Source organism: Streptomyces sp. NPDC058701, from assembly GCF_042715295.1.
In the GTDB taxonomy this organism is placed as follows: domain Bacteria; phylum Actinomycetota; class Actinomycetes; order Streptomycetales; family Streptomycetaceae; genus Streptomyces.
Genome location: NZ_JBHXSY010000035.1, coordinates 66,380 through 81,516, shown reverse-complemented (window position 1 = coordinate 81,516; position 15,137 = coordinate 66,380). Strand labels below are relative to the sequence as shown.

General features: G+C 69.5%; 13 protein-coding genes. 10 read left to right on the top strand and 3 right to left on the bottom strand.

What is annotated here, in order from left to right; translation table 11 throughout:
* From ACFWW8_RS29145 to ACFWW8_RS29130, 4 genes are all read left to right on the top strand, one after another.
* On the top strand, positions 1-989 hold a 989-nt coding region (locus tag ACFWW8_RS29145; protein ID WP_386533157.1), incomplete at its 5' end, for a vitamin B12 dependent-methionine synthase activation domain-containing protein.
* A 111-nt stretch (positions 990-1,100) separates the two neighbouring features.
* Positions 1,101-1,802 (top strand): HAD family hydrolase, encoded by a 702-nt coding sequence (locus tag ACFWW8_RS29140; protein ID WP_386533154.1) that lies wholly within the window; start codon positions 1,101-1,103, stop codon positions 1,800-1,802.
* A 490-nt stretch (positions 1,803-2,292) separates the two neighbouring features.
* On the top strand, positions 2,293-3,897 hold the full coding sequence (locus ACFWW8_RS29135) for an ABC transporter substrate-binding protein (protein WP_386533152.1): 1,605 nt from the start codon (positions 2,293-2,295) through the stop codon (positions 3,895-3,897).
* Positions 3,898-3,970: 73 nt separating this feature from the next.
* Positions 3,971-5,548, top strand: coding sequence for an ABC transporter substrate-binding protein (locus tag ACFWW8_RS29130; RefSeq protein WP_386533149.1), 1,578 nt, complete (start codon positions 3,971-3,973; stop codon positions 5,546-5,548).
* A gap of 127 nt (positions 5,549-5,675) precedes the next feature.
* On the opposite strand, the gene ACFWW8_RS29125 is transcribed toward ACFWW8_RS29130, so the two are convergent.
* Together ACFWW8_RS29125 and ACFWW8_RS29120 are read right to left on the bottom strand one after the other, a co-directional pair.
* Positions 5,676-6,347 (bottom strand): response regulator, encoded by a 672-nt coding sequence (locus ACFWW8_RS29125; protein ID WP_386533146.1) that lies wholly within the window; start codon positions 6,345-6,347, stop codon positions 5,676-5,678.
* Positions 6,348-6,411: 64 nt separating this feature from the next.
* The gene (locus ACFWW8_RS29120; protein WP_386533143.1) at positions 6,412-7,362 is read right to left on the bottom strand and encodes a RecB family exonuclease; all 951 of its coding nucleotides are present in this window, start codon (positions 7,360-7,362) and stop codon (positions 6,412-6,414) included.
* Positions 7,363-7,539: 177 nt separating this feature from the next.
* Here ACFWW8_RS29120 and ACFWW8_RS29115 point away from each other — a divergent pair, with 177 nt between their 5' ends.
* The 3 genes from ACFWW8_RS29115 (at position 7,540) to ACFWW8_RS29105 (ending at position 10,512) form a co-directional block, all read left to right on the top strand.
* Positions 7,540-8,739, top strand: coding sequence for a site-2 protease family protein (locus ACFWW8_RS29115; protein WP_386533140.1), 1,200 nt, complete (start codon positions 7,540-7,542; stop codon positions 8,737-8,739).
* A gap of 18 nt (positions 8,740-8,757) precedes the next feature.
* A complete protein-coding gene (locus ACFWW8_RS29110; RefSeq protein WP_030233594.1) occupies positions 8,758-9,654 on the top strand; it encodes a tRNA (adenine-N1)-methyltransferase in 897 nt (298 codons plus the stop codon).
* A gap of 237 nt (positions 9,655-9,891) precedes the next feature.
* The gene (locus ACFWW8_RS29105; RefSeq protein WP_386533137.1) at positions 9,892-10,512 is read left to right on the top strand and encodes a hypothetical protein; all 621 of its coding nucleotides are present in this window, start codon (positions 9,892-9,894) and stop codon (positions 10,510-10,512) included.
* Between the two features lie 4 nt (positions 10,513-10,516).
* Here the strand turns inward: ACFWW8_RS29105 and ACFWW8_RS29100 are convergent, their stop codons facing one another.
* Complete coding sequence (locus tag ACFWW8_RS29100; protein ID WP_386533134.1) at positions 10,517-10,837, bottom strand: ferredoxin; 321 nt, start codon at positions 10,835-10,837, stop codon at positions 10,517-10,519.
* Between the two features lie 264 nt (positions 10,838-11,101).
* Here ACFWW8_RS29100 and arc point away from each other — a divergent pair, with 264 nt between their 5' ends.
* The 3 genes from arc to ACFWW8_RS29085 all read left to right on the top strand — a co-directional run bounded on the left by arc (position 11,102) and on the right by ACFWW8_RS29085 (position 15,033).
* Positions 11,102-12,868, top strand: coding sequence for a proteasome ATPase (gene arc / locus ACFWW8_RS29095; RefSeq protein WP_386533131.1), 1,767 nt, complete (start codon positions 11,102-11,104; stop codon positions 12,866-12,868).
* A gap of 250 nt (positions 12,869-13,118) precedes the next feature.
* Positions 13,119-14,630 carry a depupylase/deamidase Dop gene (gene dop / locus ACFWW8_RS29090; RefSeq protein ID WP_386533128.1) on the top strand — a complete coding sequence of 504 codons (1,512 nt, stop codon included), beginning with the start codon at positions 13,119-13,121 and terminating at the stop codon, positions 14,628-14,630.
* A 190-nt stretch (positions 14,631-14,820) separates the two neighbouring features.
* The gene (locus ACFWW8_RS29085) at positions 14,821-15,033 is read left to right on the top strand and encodes a ubiquitin-like protein Pup (RefSeq protein WP_383806292.1); all 213 of its coding nucleotides are present in this window, start codon (positions 14,821-14,823) and stop codon (positions 15,031-15,033) included.
* Positions 15,034-15,137: the final 104 nt, after the last annotated feature.

Below are 15,137 nucleotides of genomic sequence, written 5' to 3'. Positions count from 1 at the left end.
GCGAAGTCCGCTACGCCCGCGACGCCTTCGAGGGCCTGCGCCTCATGGACGCCCTGATCGCCGTGAAGCGCGGCGTCCCCGGCGCGTCCCTGCCCGAGCTCAAGCAGCGCCGCGTCGCCAAGCGGGCCACTCCCGTCCTGGAGGTGGAGGAGCCGGAGGAGCCCGGCGGCCGCTCCGACGTCGCCGTCGACAACCCCGTCCCCACCCCGCCGTTCTGGGGCACCCGCGTCGTCAAGGGCATCCCGCTCAAGGACTACGCCTCCTGGCTCGACGAAGGCGCCCTCTTCAAGGGCCAGTGGGGCCTCAAGCAGGCCCGCGCGGGCGGAGCCACGTACGAGGAGCTCGTCGAGACCGAGGGCCGTCCGCGGCTGCGCGGCCTCCTGGACAAGCTGCACACCGAGAACCTCCTGGAAGCCGCCGTCGTCTACGGCTACTTCCCCTGCGTCTCCAAGGGCGAGGACCTCATCCTGCTCGACGAGCAGGGCAACGAGCGGACCCGCTTCACCTTCCCCCGCCAGCGCCGCGGCCGCCGCCTGTGCCTCGCCGACTTCTTCCGCCCCGAGGAGTCCGGCGAGACCGACGTGGTCGGCCTCCAGGTCGTCACCGTCGGATCCCGGATCGGCGAGGCCACCGCCAAGCTGTTCGAGGCCGATGCCTACCGCGAGTACCTCGAACTGCACGGCCTGTCCGTCCAGCTCGCCGAGGCCATGGCCGAGTACTGGCACGCCCGCGTCCGCTCCGAGCTCGGATTCGGCGGCGAGGACCCGTCCAAGGTCGAGGACATGTTCGACCTGAAGTACCGCGGCGCCCGCTTCTCCCTGGGCTACGGCGCCTGCCCCGACCTGGAGGACCGCGCCAAGATCGCCGAGCTCCTCCAGCCCGAGCGGATCGGCGTCCACCTCTCCGAGGAGTTCCAGCTCCACCCCGAGCAGTCCACCGACGCCATCGTGATTCACCACCCCGAAGCGAAGTATTTCAACGCACGCTGACGCGGACCGACGTACACTTGTCGGTCCCATACAGGCCGGTCGCCTGTTCCCCCGGGGATGCCCCGCGGGAAGAGGTGACCGGCCTTCTCGTCCCTGCTGAGAGGTGCGCGCATGACGAGCACGGTTCCCGCCCCCGTCGCCCGTACGGCCGACGGCTCGGCCCTTCAGGCGGTGCTGCTCGACATGGACGGCACCCTCGTCGACACCGAGGGCTTCTGGTGGGAGATCGAAGCCGAGATCTTCCGCGAACTCGGACACCGGCTCGACGACGCCTGGCGGGACGTCGTCGTCGGCGGCCCCATGAGCCGCAGCGCCGCGTTCCTGATCGAGTCCACCGGCGCGGCCATCGAGCTCGCCGAGCTGAGCGTCCTGCTCAACGAGCGCTTCGAGGCCCGCATCGCCGACCGGGTGCCGATCATGCCCGGCGCGGAGCGGCTGCTGGCCGAGCTGGCCCAGCACAACGTGCCCACCGCCCTGGTCTCCGCCTCCCACCGCCGGGTCATCGACCAGGTGCTGCTCACCCTCGGCCGCGACCGCTTCACGATGACGGTCGCCGGCGACGAGGTGGCGCGCACCAAGCCGCACCCCGACCCGTACCTGCACGCCGCCGCGGCCCTGGGCGCGCACCCCTCGCGCTGCGCCGTCATCGAGGACACCGTCACCGGCGTGACCGCCGCGGAGGCCGCCGGCTGCCGGGTCGTCGCCATCCCCTCGGTCGGGCTGATCCCGCCCGCTCCGGGGCGTACGGTCGTCCACTCGCTGGAGGACGTGAACCTGGCGTTCCTGCGCTCCCTGATCGCCCCGATGAACTGAGCGCGCACGGCGTTGCACGCTCCGTACCGAACGGAACGCCCGCAGGAACCAGGTCCGACGGAAGGATCTTCCGTCGTAGGCCCCGGAGGCTGAAATTCCACGCGCCCCGGGGCGATCGCTCGGGTGACCTTGGTCACCCGTCCGAACCCCCGCAGGCTTGCCCGAGGGCTCCTGCGCCTTCCTTTGTGTCCGGATTGATCAGCTCCTGACCGAATCTGCGCGGACTTCCACATGAACAACCAGTCCGCTCCCATCACCGTGCGATTACGCCCCAAGTCCGGCCAGTTCCAGCCATCCCGCCCCGGCCCACTAGTGTCAGCGAGGGCACTGCGCCGCACCTCAGCCGTCCCGGACACACACCCCTGTGCCGGTACCGCGTGGACCGATCGTCATACCACCGGCCCGATCGTTCCGCCCTGAACGGGCGACCGCCGCGAAGTGCCCTTTACGCCGCTTTGAGCAAGTGCCGGTTACAGGGAGTTCTTCCAGCATGAACCGCAAGACCATGGTGCTGACGGCCGCGGCCGGACTGCTCACGCCCACGCTCGCCGCATGCGGCAGCGCCAGCGGCGGAGGAGCGGGATCCGGAGCGATCGTCGTCGGGACCACCGACCGGTTCGAGGCCGCCGAGTTCGCCCCCGCCCCGTTCGACCCGGCCTACGCCTACGACGCCGGAGCCTGGAACGTCCTGCGCCAGACCGTCCAGACGCTGATGCACACCCCGCGCGGCGGCGGCCAGCCCGTCCCCGAAGCGGCCTCCGACTGCCGCTTCACCGACACCGGCAACGAGAGCTACCGCTGCACCCTGCGTCCCGGCCTGAAATTCGCCGGCGGCGACCCGCTCACCGCGAAGGACGTCAAGTTCTCCATCGAGCGCGTCCTCGCCATCAAGGACGAGAACGGCCCCTCCTCGCTGCTCTCCACCATCGACACCGTCGAGGCCAAGGGCGCCGACACCGTCGTCTTCCACCTGAAGACCCCGGACGCGACCTTCCCGTACAAGCTCTCCACCCCCGCCGCGGGCATCGTCAGCGCCAAGGACTACGACCCGAAGAAGCTCCGCGAGGGCTTCTCCGTGGACGGTTCCGGCCCCTACACGATGAAGCCCGAGGTCAAGGACAACCGGCTCGTCCGCGCGGTCTTCACCAAGAACCCGAACTACAAGGGCGACCTGAAGGTCCAGAACGACAAGGTCGAGCTCCGCACCTACCCCGACTCCGCCGGCATGGGCAGGGCCCTCACCGACGGCTCCGTCCACGTGGTCTCCCGCACCCTGGCGCCCGCCCAGATCGCCGAGCTCTCCAACAAGCCGCCCAAGGGCGTCCGGCTCGTCCCCCTGCCCGGCCTGGAGATCCGCTACCTCGGCTTCAACACCGAGGCACCGGTCGTCAAGGAGAAGGCCGTACGCCAGGCCCTCGCCGCCGCCGTCGACCGCAACGCGGTCATCACCAAGGTCTACGGCAAGGCCGCCCAGCCGCTCTACTCGCTGGTCCCCACCACCGTGCCGGGCCACGTCAACTCCTTCTTCACCAAGTACGGCGAGGCCAACACCGCCAAGGCCGCCGGCCTGCTGAAGGAAGCCGGGATCAAGACCCCGGTGAAGCTGACGCTGAACTACACCACCGACCACTACGGTGACGGCACCGCGGCCGAGTTCGAGGCCCTCAAGGCCCAGCTGAACTCCACCCAGCTGTTCGACATCACCGTCCAGGGCAGTGACTGGGCCGACTTCCGGCCCGCGCAGAAGAAGGGCGACCACGCCGCCTACGGCCTCGGCTGGTTCCCCGACTACCCGGACGCCGACAACTTCCTCGCCCCGTTCCTGGAGCAGGACAACTTCCTGGGCACGCCGTACGCCAACGCCGCGGTGCGCACCAAACTCATCCCCGAATCCCGCCGGGCCGTCGACCGCAGCGTCGCCCTCCCCGCGATCACGGAGATGCAGGACATCGTCGCCGAGGACGTACCCGTCCTGCCCCTGTGGCAGGGCAAGCAGTACGTCGCCGCACGCGACGGGATCACCGGAGTGGAGTGGTCGGTCAACGCCATCTCCGACCTCCAGCTGTGGGAACTCGGCCGCGGTGTCAGCGGCTGAGACCCGCAGGGAACCGGCAGCGGGTGTCGCGGGCCGGCGCAACGATTCGTCAAAACTGTGAAGGATTCGCGTGATGAGACGTAACCAGTGGTTGGCGGCCCCGCTCGGCGCAGCCACCGCCGCCGCGCTGCTCAGCGGTTGCGGTTCGACCGACGGCTCCAATGCCGGAAGCGGCAAGGGCGTGGTCATGGGGATATCCGACAAGGTGAAGTCGACGGACCCCGCGTCCGGCTACGACCCCGGCTCCTGGCTGCTCTTCAACAACGTCTTCCAGTCGCTGCTGAGCTTCCCCAAGGGCGGCACCACGCCGGAACCCGACGCCGCGCAGGCCTGCGCGTTCGAGGGCGCCGAGAGCAAGGTGTACAAGTGCACCCTGCGCGGCGGCCTGAAGTTCAGCAACGGCAACAGCCTCACCGCCAAGGACGTCAAGTACTCCTTCGAGCGCACGCTGAAGATCAACGACGACAACGGTCCCGCCGTGATGCTCTCGTCGATCGACGGCATCGACGCCCCCGACGAGAAGACCGTCGTCTTCAGGCTGAAGACCTCCGACGCGACCTTCCCGAGCAAGATCGCGTCGGGCGCGGGCGCCATCGTCGACCACACCGAGTACCCCGCCGACAAGATCCGCAGCGACGGCAAGGCCTTCGGCTCCGGCGTCTACAAGCTGGACTCGATCAACGACAAGAGCGCCACCTTCTCCGTCAACGAGTCCTACAGCGGCAAGGCCAAGCCCAAGAACTCCGGCGTGACCATGAAGTTCTTCAACGAGGACCAGGCCGCCCTCCGCAAGGTCCTGGAGAGCGGCGACGTCGACTTCGCCTTCCGCGGCCTCGCCGCCAAGGACATCGCCGGCCTCGCCGACAAGACCGGCGACCAGAAGGTCGAGGTCATCCAGGGCGCCGGCGCCGAGGTCGAGCACCTCGTCTTCAACATGAACGACCCGGTCGCCGGGAAGCTCCCCGTCCGCAAGGCCGTCGCCTACCTCATCGACCGCGAAGCGCTCGTCAAGGACGTCTACGACGGCACCGCGACCGCGCTCTACTCGATCGTCCCGGCCGGCATCGCCTCGCACAACACGGCCTTCTTCGACCGCTACGGCGGCAGCCCCCAGCCCGACAAGGCCAAGGCCGTCCTGCGCGCCGCGAACATCAAGGACAAGGTGAAGATCACCCTGTACTCGACGCCCTCGCGCTACGGCCCCTCCACGGACGAGGAGTTCGCGCTCATCGCCAAGCAGCTCAACAACAGCGGACTCTTCGAGGCCGACGTCAAGTCCGTCGAGTACGAGCAGTACGAAAAGGACATCCAGGCCGGCAAGTACGGCGTCTACGTCAAGGGCTGGGTACCGGACTACCCCGACGCCGACAACTTCACGCAGCCGTTCTTCGGGCCGGACAACGTCCTGCAGAACAACTACGACAACAAGGAGATCACCGGGACCATCATCCCGGCGACCTCCGCGAAGTCCGACCGCGCCGCCGCGAGCACCGACTTCAACCGCCTCCAGGACATCGTGGCCGAGGAGATCCCCCTCCTGCCCCTGTGGCAGGGCAAGCAGTACGCGGTGACCCGCCCCAACGTCACCGGCCTCCAGTGGTCGCTCGACGCCTCCACCGTCTTCCGCTTCTGGGAGATCAGCAAGGGCTGAGCGGCCCCGCCGCCACCCCCGCCGGCCGGCCCCCACCGGGCCCGGCCGGCAGCACACGCGAAGAACGGGCCGGGCCCGGGACCCACACAGGTCCCGGGCCCGGCCCGTCCGCACACCCACAGGCCGCCTACTGGGCGCCGGGCCGCACCAGACCGCTCTCGTACGCGTACACCGCCGCCTGCACCCGGTCGCGCAGGCCCAGCTTCGTCAGCACGTGACCCACGTGCGTCTTGACCGTCGTCTCGCTCACGAACAGGTCCGCCGCGATCTCCGCGTTCGACAACCCGCGGGCCACCAGCTTCAACACCTCGACCTCGCGCTCGGTCAGCGTCCCCAGCGTGTCCGGCACACTGTCCTCGCCCGAGGGCAGGTGGCCCGCGTACTTGTCCAGCAGCCGCCGCGTGATGCTCGGCGCGAGCATCGCCTCGCCCGCCGCGACCACCCGGATCGCCTGCACCAGCTCGGTCGCCGGCGCGTCCTTCAACAGGAACCCGCTCGCCCCCGCCCGCAGCGCCTCCACCACGTACTCGTCCAGGTCGAACGTCGTCAGCACCAGCACCTTCGCCGGACCGTCCCGCCCCGGACCCGTGATCTGCCGCGTCGCCTCCACCCCGTCCATCCGCGGCATCCGGATGTCCATCAGCACCACGTCGGGCTGCAGCGCCCGCACCTGGTCCAGCGCCTGGAGACCGTCCCCGGCCTCACCCACCACCGCCAGCCCCGGCTCGGCCTCCAGGATCATCCGGAAGCCGGTGCGCAGCAGTGGCTGGTCGTCGACCAGCAGGACGCGGATCGCCACGGGGTCTCCCTCGTATTCGTCGGACGGCTCGGCGGACGCCGCCCATTCTGCCCTGAGAGCCCGATCAGCCCTCCGCCGGGCGCAGCGCCGCCGCCGCGGCCGTCTCCACGGCCACCTCCGCCCGGGCCCCCGGTACCTCCCCGCGCCGACCCGGCGAGACCTCCAGGGGATACACCGGGGGAGTCCCGCCGAACTCCGGACACACCGCCTGATGATCACACCAGCCGCACAGCTTCGTCGGCCGCGGACGCCAGTCACCCGTCTCCGTCGCCTCCCGGATCGCCTCCCACAGCGCGAGCAGCTTGCGCTCCACCCGCTCCAGGTCCGCCACCACCGGGTCGTACGTCAACACGTCCCCACTGCCCAGGTACACCAGCTGGAGCCGCCGCGGCACCACCCGCTTCAGCCGCCACACCACCAGCGCGTAGAACTTCATCTGGAACAGCGCACCCTCGGAGTACTCGGCCCGCGGCGCCTTCCCGGTCTTGTAGTCGACGATCCGCACCTCGCCCGACGGCGCGACGTCCACCCGGTCGATGATCCCGCGCAGCCGCAGCCCCGAATCCAGCTCCGTCTCCACGAAGAACTCCCGTTCCACCGGCTCCAGCCGCGTCGGGTCCTCCAGCGTGAACCACCGCTCCACCAGCGCCTCGGCCTCCGCCAGCCACCGCGCCAGCCCGGCCCCCGCGTCATCCCGCGGGAACAGCTCCGCCAGCTCCGGCTTCGCCTCCAGCAGCCGGTCCCACTGCCCCGGGACCAACGCCTTCGCCCGCGGCACCGTCCGCTCCGTCGCCGGATGGTCGAACAACCGCTCCAGCACCGCGTGCACCAGCGTCCCCCGGGTCGCCGCCGCACTGGGCTTCTCCGGAAGCCGGTCGATCACACGGAACCGGTAGAGCAGGGGGCACTGCATGAAATCGCCGGCCCGCGAAGGGGACAGCGACGTGGGCGCCGCAGCGCGCCGCGCCGCATCGGCATCGGCCGCGCCTGGCACGGCACCGGAGCTCGTCGTCATGGACAAAACCCTACGACCCGCGACCGACAGCACGCGCATACCATCGACTCCGGGGCCCCGAGCACTGCATGATCGGAGCACCACGCCCCACCGAAGCGCGACACCGCCCCACCCGCACCACCGGAAACACGATCCCCCGGACTACGACCGCGGGAACCCCCAGAACGAAGGACAGCCGTGGCAGACACCGACGAAACCGGCGAGCGCGGAGGACGGCGCTCCGGACCGGGCGGCGGACTCCTCATGGGCCGCCCCTTCGGCGTACCCGTCTACGTCTCGCCCAGCTGGTTCCTCGTCGCCGCCCTCATCACCTGGGTCTTCGGCGGCCAGCTCGACCGCATCCTCCCCGACCTCGGACCCGTCCGCTACCTGGTCTCCCTCTTCTTCGCCGTCGCCTTCTACGCCTCGGTCCTCGTCCACGAACTCGCCCACACCGTCGCCGCCCTGCGCTTCAAACTCCCCGTGCGCCGCATCCGGCTCCAGTTCTTCGGCGGAGTCTCCGAGATCGAGAAGGAATCCGAGACCCCCGGCCGCGAATTCGTCCTCGCCTTCGTCGGCCCCCTCCTCTCCCTCCTCCTCGCCGGAGCCTTCTACCTCGGCATGAAGGCCGTCGACCCCGCCACCGTCCCCGGCGTCCTCCTCGCCGGACTCATGATCTCCAACCTCCTCGTCGCAGCCTTCAACCTCCTCCCCGGCCTCCCCCTCGACGGCGGCCGCATGCTCCGCGCCGTCATCTGGGGCATCACCGGCAAACCCATGGCCGGCACCGTCGCCGCCGCCTGGATCGGCCGCGCCCTCGCCGTCGCCGTCCTCCTCGGCCTCCCCCTCCTCACCCACACCGGCGCCCTCGGCACCCGCACCGACTCCACCGGCGGCATGGACACCGTCATGGACGCCCTGCTCGCCGCGATCCTCGCCGCCATCATCTGGACCGGAGCCGGCAACAGCCTCCGCCTGGCCCGCCTGCGCGAACACCTCCCCGACCTGCGCGCCCGCACCCTCACCCGCCGCGCCATCCCCGTCGAGAACGCCACCCCCCTCTCCGAAGCCCTCCGCCGGGCCAACGAAGCAGGCGCCCGCGCCCTCGTCGTCGTCGACGGACAGGGCGACCCCACCGCCATCGTCCGCGAGACCGCCATCGCCTCCGTCCCCGAACACCGCCGCCCCTGGATCGCCGTCAGCGCCCTCGCCCAGGACCTCACCGACGGCATGCGGGTCTCCGCCGACCTCAACGGCGAAGCACTCCTCGACCACCTCCGCGCCACCCCGGCCACCGAATACCTCGTCCTCGAACCCGGCGGCGAGATCTACGGCGTCCTGTCCACCCTCGACGTCGAGAAGGCCTTCGTGAAGGCCATGGCGCGGCCCCAGTCCTGAAGCCAATACACTGGTCACATGTCCGAACCGACCGGTGCCGCCCGCCGACGCGGGCCCTTCGAGGTCGGGGACCAGGTTCAGCTCACCGACCCCAAGGGCCGCCACTACACGTTCACGCTCGAAGCCGGGAAGAATTTCCACACCCACAAGGGTTCCTTCCCGCACGACGAGCTGATCGGTGCTCCCGAGGGCAGTGTTGTCCGCACCACGGGCAACGTCGCGTACCTCGCGCTGCGTCCCCTGCTCCCCGACTATGTCCTGTCCATGCCCCGCGGTGCCGCCGTGGTCTACCCCAAGGACGCGGGCCAGATCCTGGCCTTCGCCGACATCTTCCCCGGCGCCCGCGTCGTCGAGGCGGGCGTCGGATCCGGCTCCCTGAGCAGCTTCCTGCTGCGCGCCATCGGCGACCAGGGCATGCTCCACAGCTACGAGCGCCGCGCGGACTTCGCCGAGATCGCGACCGCCAACGTCGAGCGGTACTTCGGCGGCCCGCACCCCGCGTGGCAGCTGACCGTCGGCGACCTCCAGGACAACCTGTCCGACACGGACGTCGACCGCGTCATCCTCGACATGCTCGCCCCCTGGGAGTGCCTCGAGGCCGTCTCCAAGGCCCTGGTCCCCGGCGGCATCCTGTGCTGCTACGTCGCCACCACCACCCAGCTCTCGCGCACCGTCGAGTCCATCCGCGAGTTCGGCTGCTACGCCGAGCCGCAGCCGTGGGAATCGATGATCCGCAACTGGCACGTGGAAGGCCTCGCGGTCCGCCCCGACCACCGCATGATCGGCCACACCGGCTTCCTCGTCACCGCCCGCCGCCTCGCCGACGGCGTCGAGCCGCCCATGCGCCGCCGCCGCCCCTCCAAGGGCGCCTACGGCGAGGACTACGACGGCCCCGGCAGCGACCGGTCCGCCTGACCCCGGCCGCGGCCTGACCCCCGCCGCCGCGGACGACCGACAGGCCGCACCGCACGCCCAACACGAAGGCGCTGTGGCGCAGTTCCCCCGACGAACCGGGAACTGCGCCACAGCGCCTTTTCGTTGTCGTGTACGTCGGGCCGGCCCGCCCGGACCCAGCCGTTCCGCCGCCGTGTGAGGTGTGGCACGATGCTGGCTCCCCGTCACCCGTCACCCGTCGCACAGGAGACACCCCGCGTGCTGCACAGCCCCACCGAGCCGGCGCCGACCGCGGAAACCCTCGCGCACAGCGGCACCAAGCCCGTCCACTGGCTCGCCACGGCCACCGCCGTCGCCGCCGTCATAGCCGCCGCGGGACTCGTCCAGCCCGCCGCCGGCGCATCCACCACGACCGTGACCGCCCCCGCCGCGAACGGGCCCCGGGCGGCCGCCCCCGCCGTCACCGCGGACGCCCCCGACGCCGCCGCCGTCACCTACCCACTCGACTGCAAGGGCGCCCCCCAGGCCGTCACCGCCACCGCCCGGGGCGACCTCGACGGCGACGGCCGCCCCGAGACCGTGGCGGCCGTCCGCTGCGACGCGGGCTCGGGCACTCCGCCCCACGCCCTCTACGTCCTCACCCGGGACCGCGCCGAAGGCGCACCACCCCGGGTCGTGGCCACCCTCCTCGACACCGGCCGGCGCCAGACCGCCACCGACCTCACGGTGAGCGACGGCGCCGTCACCGCCACGCTCCTCGGCTACTCCTCGCCCGAGGTCCCTCGCTACAGCCCCGACGTGAGGAAGCTCGCCAAGTGGCGCTGGACCGGCGGAAAATTCCGCCAGGAGCTGACGGACCCGTCCGCCAAGAGTGTTTGAACCGTCACTCGGCGTCGGGGCCGAAGACTTCCACCCTGTCCGAGACGCGCCTCACGTGAATGCAGTCACCCGGGCATTCCTTGGCCGAGTCCACCACGTCCTGGAGCAGCGTCAACGGAACCGGAGTCGTCGCCCCCGCGTCCTGCAGCAGCTCGTCCTCCCCGCCCTTCACGTACGCCAGACCGTCGATGTCCAGCTCGAACACCTCCGGCGCGTACTGCGCGCAGATGCCGTCCCCGGTGCAGAGGTCCTGATCGATCCAGACCTCAAGGGGCTCTCCGGCCCCGCCGGTGCCGCCCGTCGGAACCTCCTGCTGCACGGTCATATCTCCTGCCGTTTCCTGCGCTGAGTGATCCACCCCGGTCACAACGCGCGACAAGTCGCGCGGGCTCTGACGGGTGTTGAACACTTCGACCTTACAACCGGGCGCATCCCGAGTTTGATGGGTGGGTATTTCCTTGGCGTGAGGGAGTACGCAAGGGTGAAGATCGGACACACCCCTACCGTCTTTGTGATCTAGGGGTTTCAATCACCACCAGCCCAGGTAGGGTCAGGAAGCGTCCAGCTCCCCTTGGAGGAGGTGAGGACCGTGGCAGCCCACGACGACGACATCAACCGCGGCATCCGGCCCGGGCGAGGGTCTGAGGACCCCGCCGGCCAGGTTGCCTTTCTCGAGCAGGAAATCGCCGTCCTGCGACGTAAGCTCGCCGACTCTCCGCGACACACGAGGATTCTCGAAGAGCGGATCGTCGAGCTACAGACAAATCTGGCCGGCGTCTCCGCTCAGAATGAACGACTCGCAAACACGCTCCGCGAGGCCCGCGACCAGATCGTGGCCCTCAAGGAGGAAGTCGACCGGCTCGCACAGCCGCCGGCCGGTTTCGGTGTCTTCCTGCAGGCCAACGAGGACGGCACCGTCGACATCTTCACCGGCGGCCGGAAGCTCCGCGTGAACGTCAGCCCCAGCGTCGAACCGGAAGAGCTCCGGCGCGGCCAGGAGGTCATGCTCAACGAGGCCCTCAACGTGGTCGAGGCCATGGCGTACGAGCGGGCCGGGGACATCGTCACCCTCAAGGAGATCCTCGAGGACGGCGAGCGCGCCCTGGTGGTCGGGCACACCGACGAGGAGAGGGTGGTGAGGCTCGCCGAGCCGCTCCTGGACATCACCATCCGCCCCGGCGACGCCCTCCTGCTCGAACCCCGCTCCGGCTACGTCTACGAGGTCGTCCCCAAGAGCGAGGTCGAGGAACTCGTCCTCGAAGAGGTCCCCGACATCGACTACGACAAGATCGGCGGCCTGGGCGACCAGATCGAGCTGATCCGCGACGCGGTCGAGCTCCCGTACCTCCACCCGGACCTGTTCAAGGAACACGAACTGCGGCCGCCCAAGGGCATCCTGCTCTACGGCCCGCCCGGCTGCGGCAAGACGCTCATCGCCAAGGCCGTCGCCAACTCCCTTGCCAAGAAGGTCGCCGAGGTCACCGGCCAGCCCGCCGGAAAGTCCTACTTCCTGAACATCAAGGGCCCCGAGCTCCTCAACAAGTACGTCGGCGAAACCGAGCGGCACATCCGCCTCGTCTTCCAGCGCGCACGGGAGAAGGCGAGCGAGGGCACCCCCGTCATCGTCTTCTTCGACGAGATGGAATCCCTCTTCCGCACCCGCGGATCCGGAGTCAGCTCGGACGTGGAGAACACCATCGTCCCCCAGCTGCTCGCCGAGATCGACGGCGTGGAAGGCCTGGAGAACGTCATCGTCATCGGCGCCTCCAACCGCGAGGACATGATCGACCCGGCCATCCTGCGCCCCGGCCGCCTCGACGTGAAGATCAAGATCGAGCGTCCGGACGCCCAGGCGGCCAAGGACATCTTCGCGAAGTACCTCAAGGCCTCGCTGCCCCTGCACCCGGACGACCTGTCCGAGCACCAGGGCTCGACCGCCGGCACCGTCCACAGCATGATCCAGACCGTCGTCGAGCAGATGTACGCCGAAACCGAGGAGAACCGCTTCCTCGAGGTCACGTACGCCAACGGCGACAAGGAAGTCCTCTACTTCAAGGACTTCAACTCGGGCGCGATGATCCAGAACATCGTGGACCGTGCGAAGAAGATGGCCATCAAGGACTTCCTCGAGCACAACCAGAAGGGCCTCCGCGTCGCCCACCTCCTCCAGGCTTGCGTGGACGAGTTCAAGGAGAACGAGGACCTGCCCAACACCACCAACCCGGACGACTGGGCCCGAATCTCCGGAAAGAAGGGCGAGCGGATCGTATTCATCCGCACGCTCGTCACCGGAAAGCAAGGCGCGGACACCGGACGCTCCATCGACACGGTGGCCAACACCGGTCAGTACCTCTGACGAAGCGGAGCGGCTGCGGATGCCCTCCCGGGTATCCGCAGCCGACTGCTTTACCGACTGCTTTTCAGCCGGTGACCACACCCATTCAATGACGGAAACGATCTCCCCACGAGCGCTCAGTGGTCCTAGGCTCTTCCGTACCGCCGGACGCGCAGTGCGGGGACGGGCACCGCACACACAGACGCACCGGAGCACCAGCGGTACTTGAGCGCCGCCCCCGAAGGGGGCGCCGCCGGGCAAGGAGGGCCGCATGACCGTACGGCGAGTAATGGGGATCGAGACGGAGTACGGGATCTCCGTCCCGGGGCACCCGAACGCCAATGCCATGCTCACCTCGTCCCAGATCGTCAACGCCTACGCGGCGGCGATGCACCGGGCGCGACGCGCCCGCTGGGACTTCGAGGAGGAGAATCCGCTGCGGGACGCCCGCGGCTTCGACCTCGCCCGCGAGGCCGCCGACAACAGCCAGCTGACCGACGAGGACATCGGCCTCGCCAACGTCATCCTCACCAACGGCGCACGGCTCTACGTCGACCACGCGCACCCCGAGTACAGCTCGCCCGAGATCACCAACCCGCTCGACGCCGTGCTCTGGGACAAGGCCGGTGAGCGGATCATGGCCGAGGCCGCCGTACGGGCGGCCCAGCTGCCCGGAGCGCAGCCGATCCACCTCTACAAGAACAACACCGACAACAAGGGCGCCTCCTACGGCACGCACGAGAACTACCTGATGAAGCGGGAGACCCCCTTCTCCGACATCGTGCGCCACCTGACCCCCTTCTTCGTCTCCCGCCAGGTCGTCACCGGCGCGGGACGCGTCGGCATCGGCCAGGACGGCCGCGAACACGGCTTCCAGATCAGCCAGCGCGCGGACTACTTCGAAGTCGAGGTGGGCCTGGAAACCACCCTCAAGCGCCCCATCATCAACACCCGCGACGAACCCCACTCGGACGCCGAGAAGTACCGCCGGCTCCACGTGATCATCGGCGACGCCAACCTGTCCGAGATCTCCACCTACCTCAAGCTGGGCACGACGGCCCTGGTCCTGTCCATGATCGAGGACGGGTTCATCAACGTCGACCTCGCCGTGGACCAGCCGGTGCGCACCCTGCACCAGGTCTCCCACGATCCGGACCTCGGGCACCTGATCACGCTGCGCAGCGGGCGGACCCTGACCGCCGTACAGCTCCAGATGGAGTACTTCGAACTGGCCAGGAAGTACGTGGACGAGCGGTTCGGGTCGGACGCCGACGAGCAGACCCGGGACGTGCTGGCCCGCTGGGAGGACGTGCTGGGCCGGCTGGAGACCGATCCGATGAGCCTGTCGGGCGAGCTGGACTGGATCGCCAAGCGGGAGATCCTGGAGGGCTACCGGCGCCGGGACGGGCTGGAGTGGGACGCGGCCCGGCTGCACCTGGTGGACCTCCAGTACGCGGACGTACGGCCGGAGAAGGGCCTGTACAACCGCCTGGCCGCGCGCGGCAAGATCAAGCGGCTCCTGGAGGAGCCGGCGGTCGACCGGGCGCAGAGCAAGCCCCCGGAGGACACCCGGGCGTACTTCCGCGGCCGCTGCCTGGAGCAGTACGCGGACGACGTGGCGGCGGCCTCCTGGGACTCGGTGATCTTCGACCTGCCGGGCCACGACTCGCTCCAGCGGGTCCCCACGCTGGAGCCGCTGCGGGGCACCAGGGCCCACGTGAAGGAGCTCCTGGACCGGTGCCGCACGGCGGAGGACCTGGTGCGGGTGCTTTCGGGCCGCTGATTGCGGCTGAAAGGCCCCGGGTCCGGGAATCATGAAGACAGCCGGACGTTATGCCGGGACCTTTTGAACAACTGCGGGGACGAATGTCGGACCCTCCTTGTAGGGTCCGACGTAAGGTCTGATCTTGAGGGAGCCCCGAATCCCGGGGTCCCTCGACGTGAGCGTGCGAACCGAGCGGGGTGAGGTAGACATGGCGACCAAGGACACCGGCGGCGGACAGCAGAAGGCGCAGCGCTCGACCGAGGAGGTCGAGGAGGCGGCGGTCGAGGAGACCACCGACCTCAAGGAGCGCCAGGAGAAGCTCTCCGACGACGTCGACTCCGTACTTGACGAGATTGACGATGTCCTCGAGGAGAATGCCGAGGACTTCGTGCGCTCCTTCGTTCAGAAGGGTGGCCAGTAGGTCATCTCACCTTCGAAGCGAAGGTGGGAAGCGGGCCGCAGCGGAAAACGTCAGCAACCGGTCGGTGCCCGAGGGCGCACGGACCCTCGCCGCACCTGTCCGGC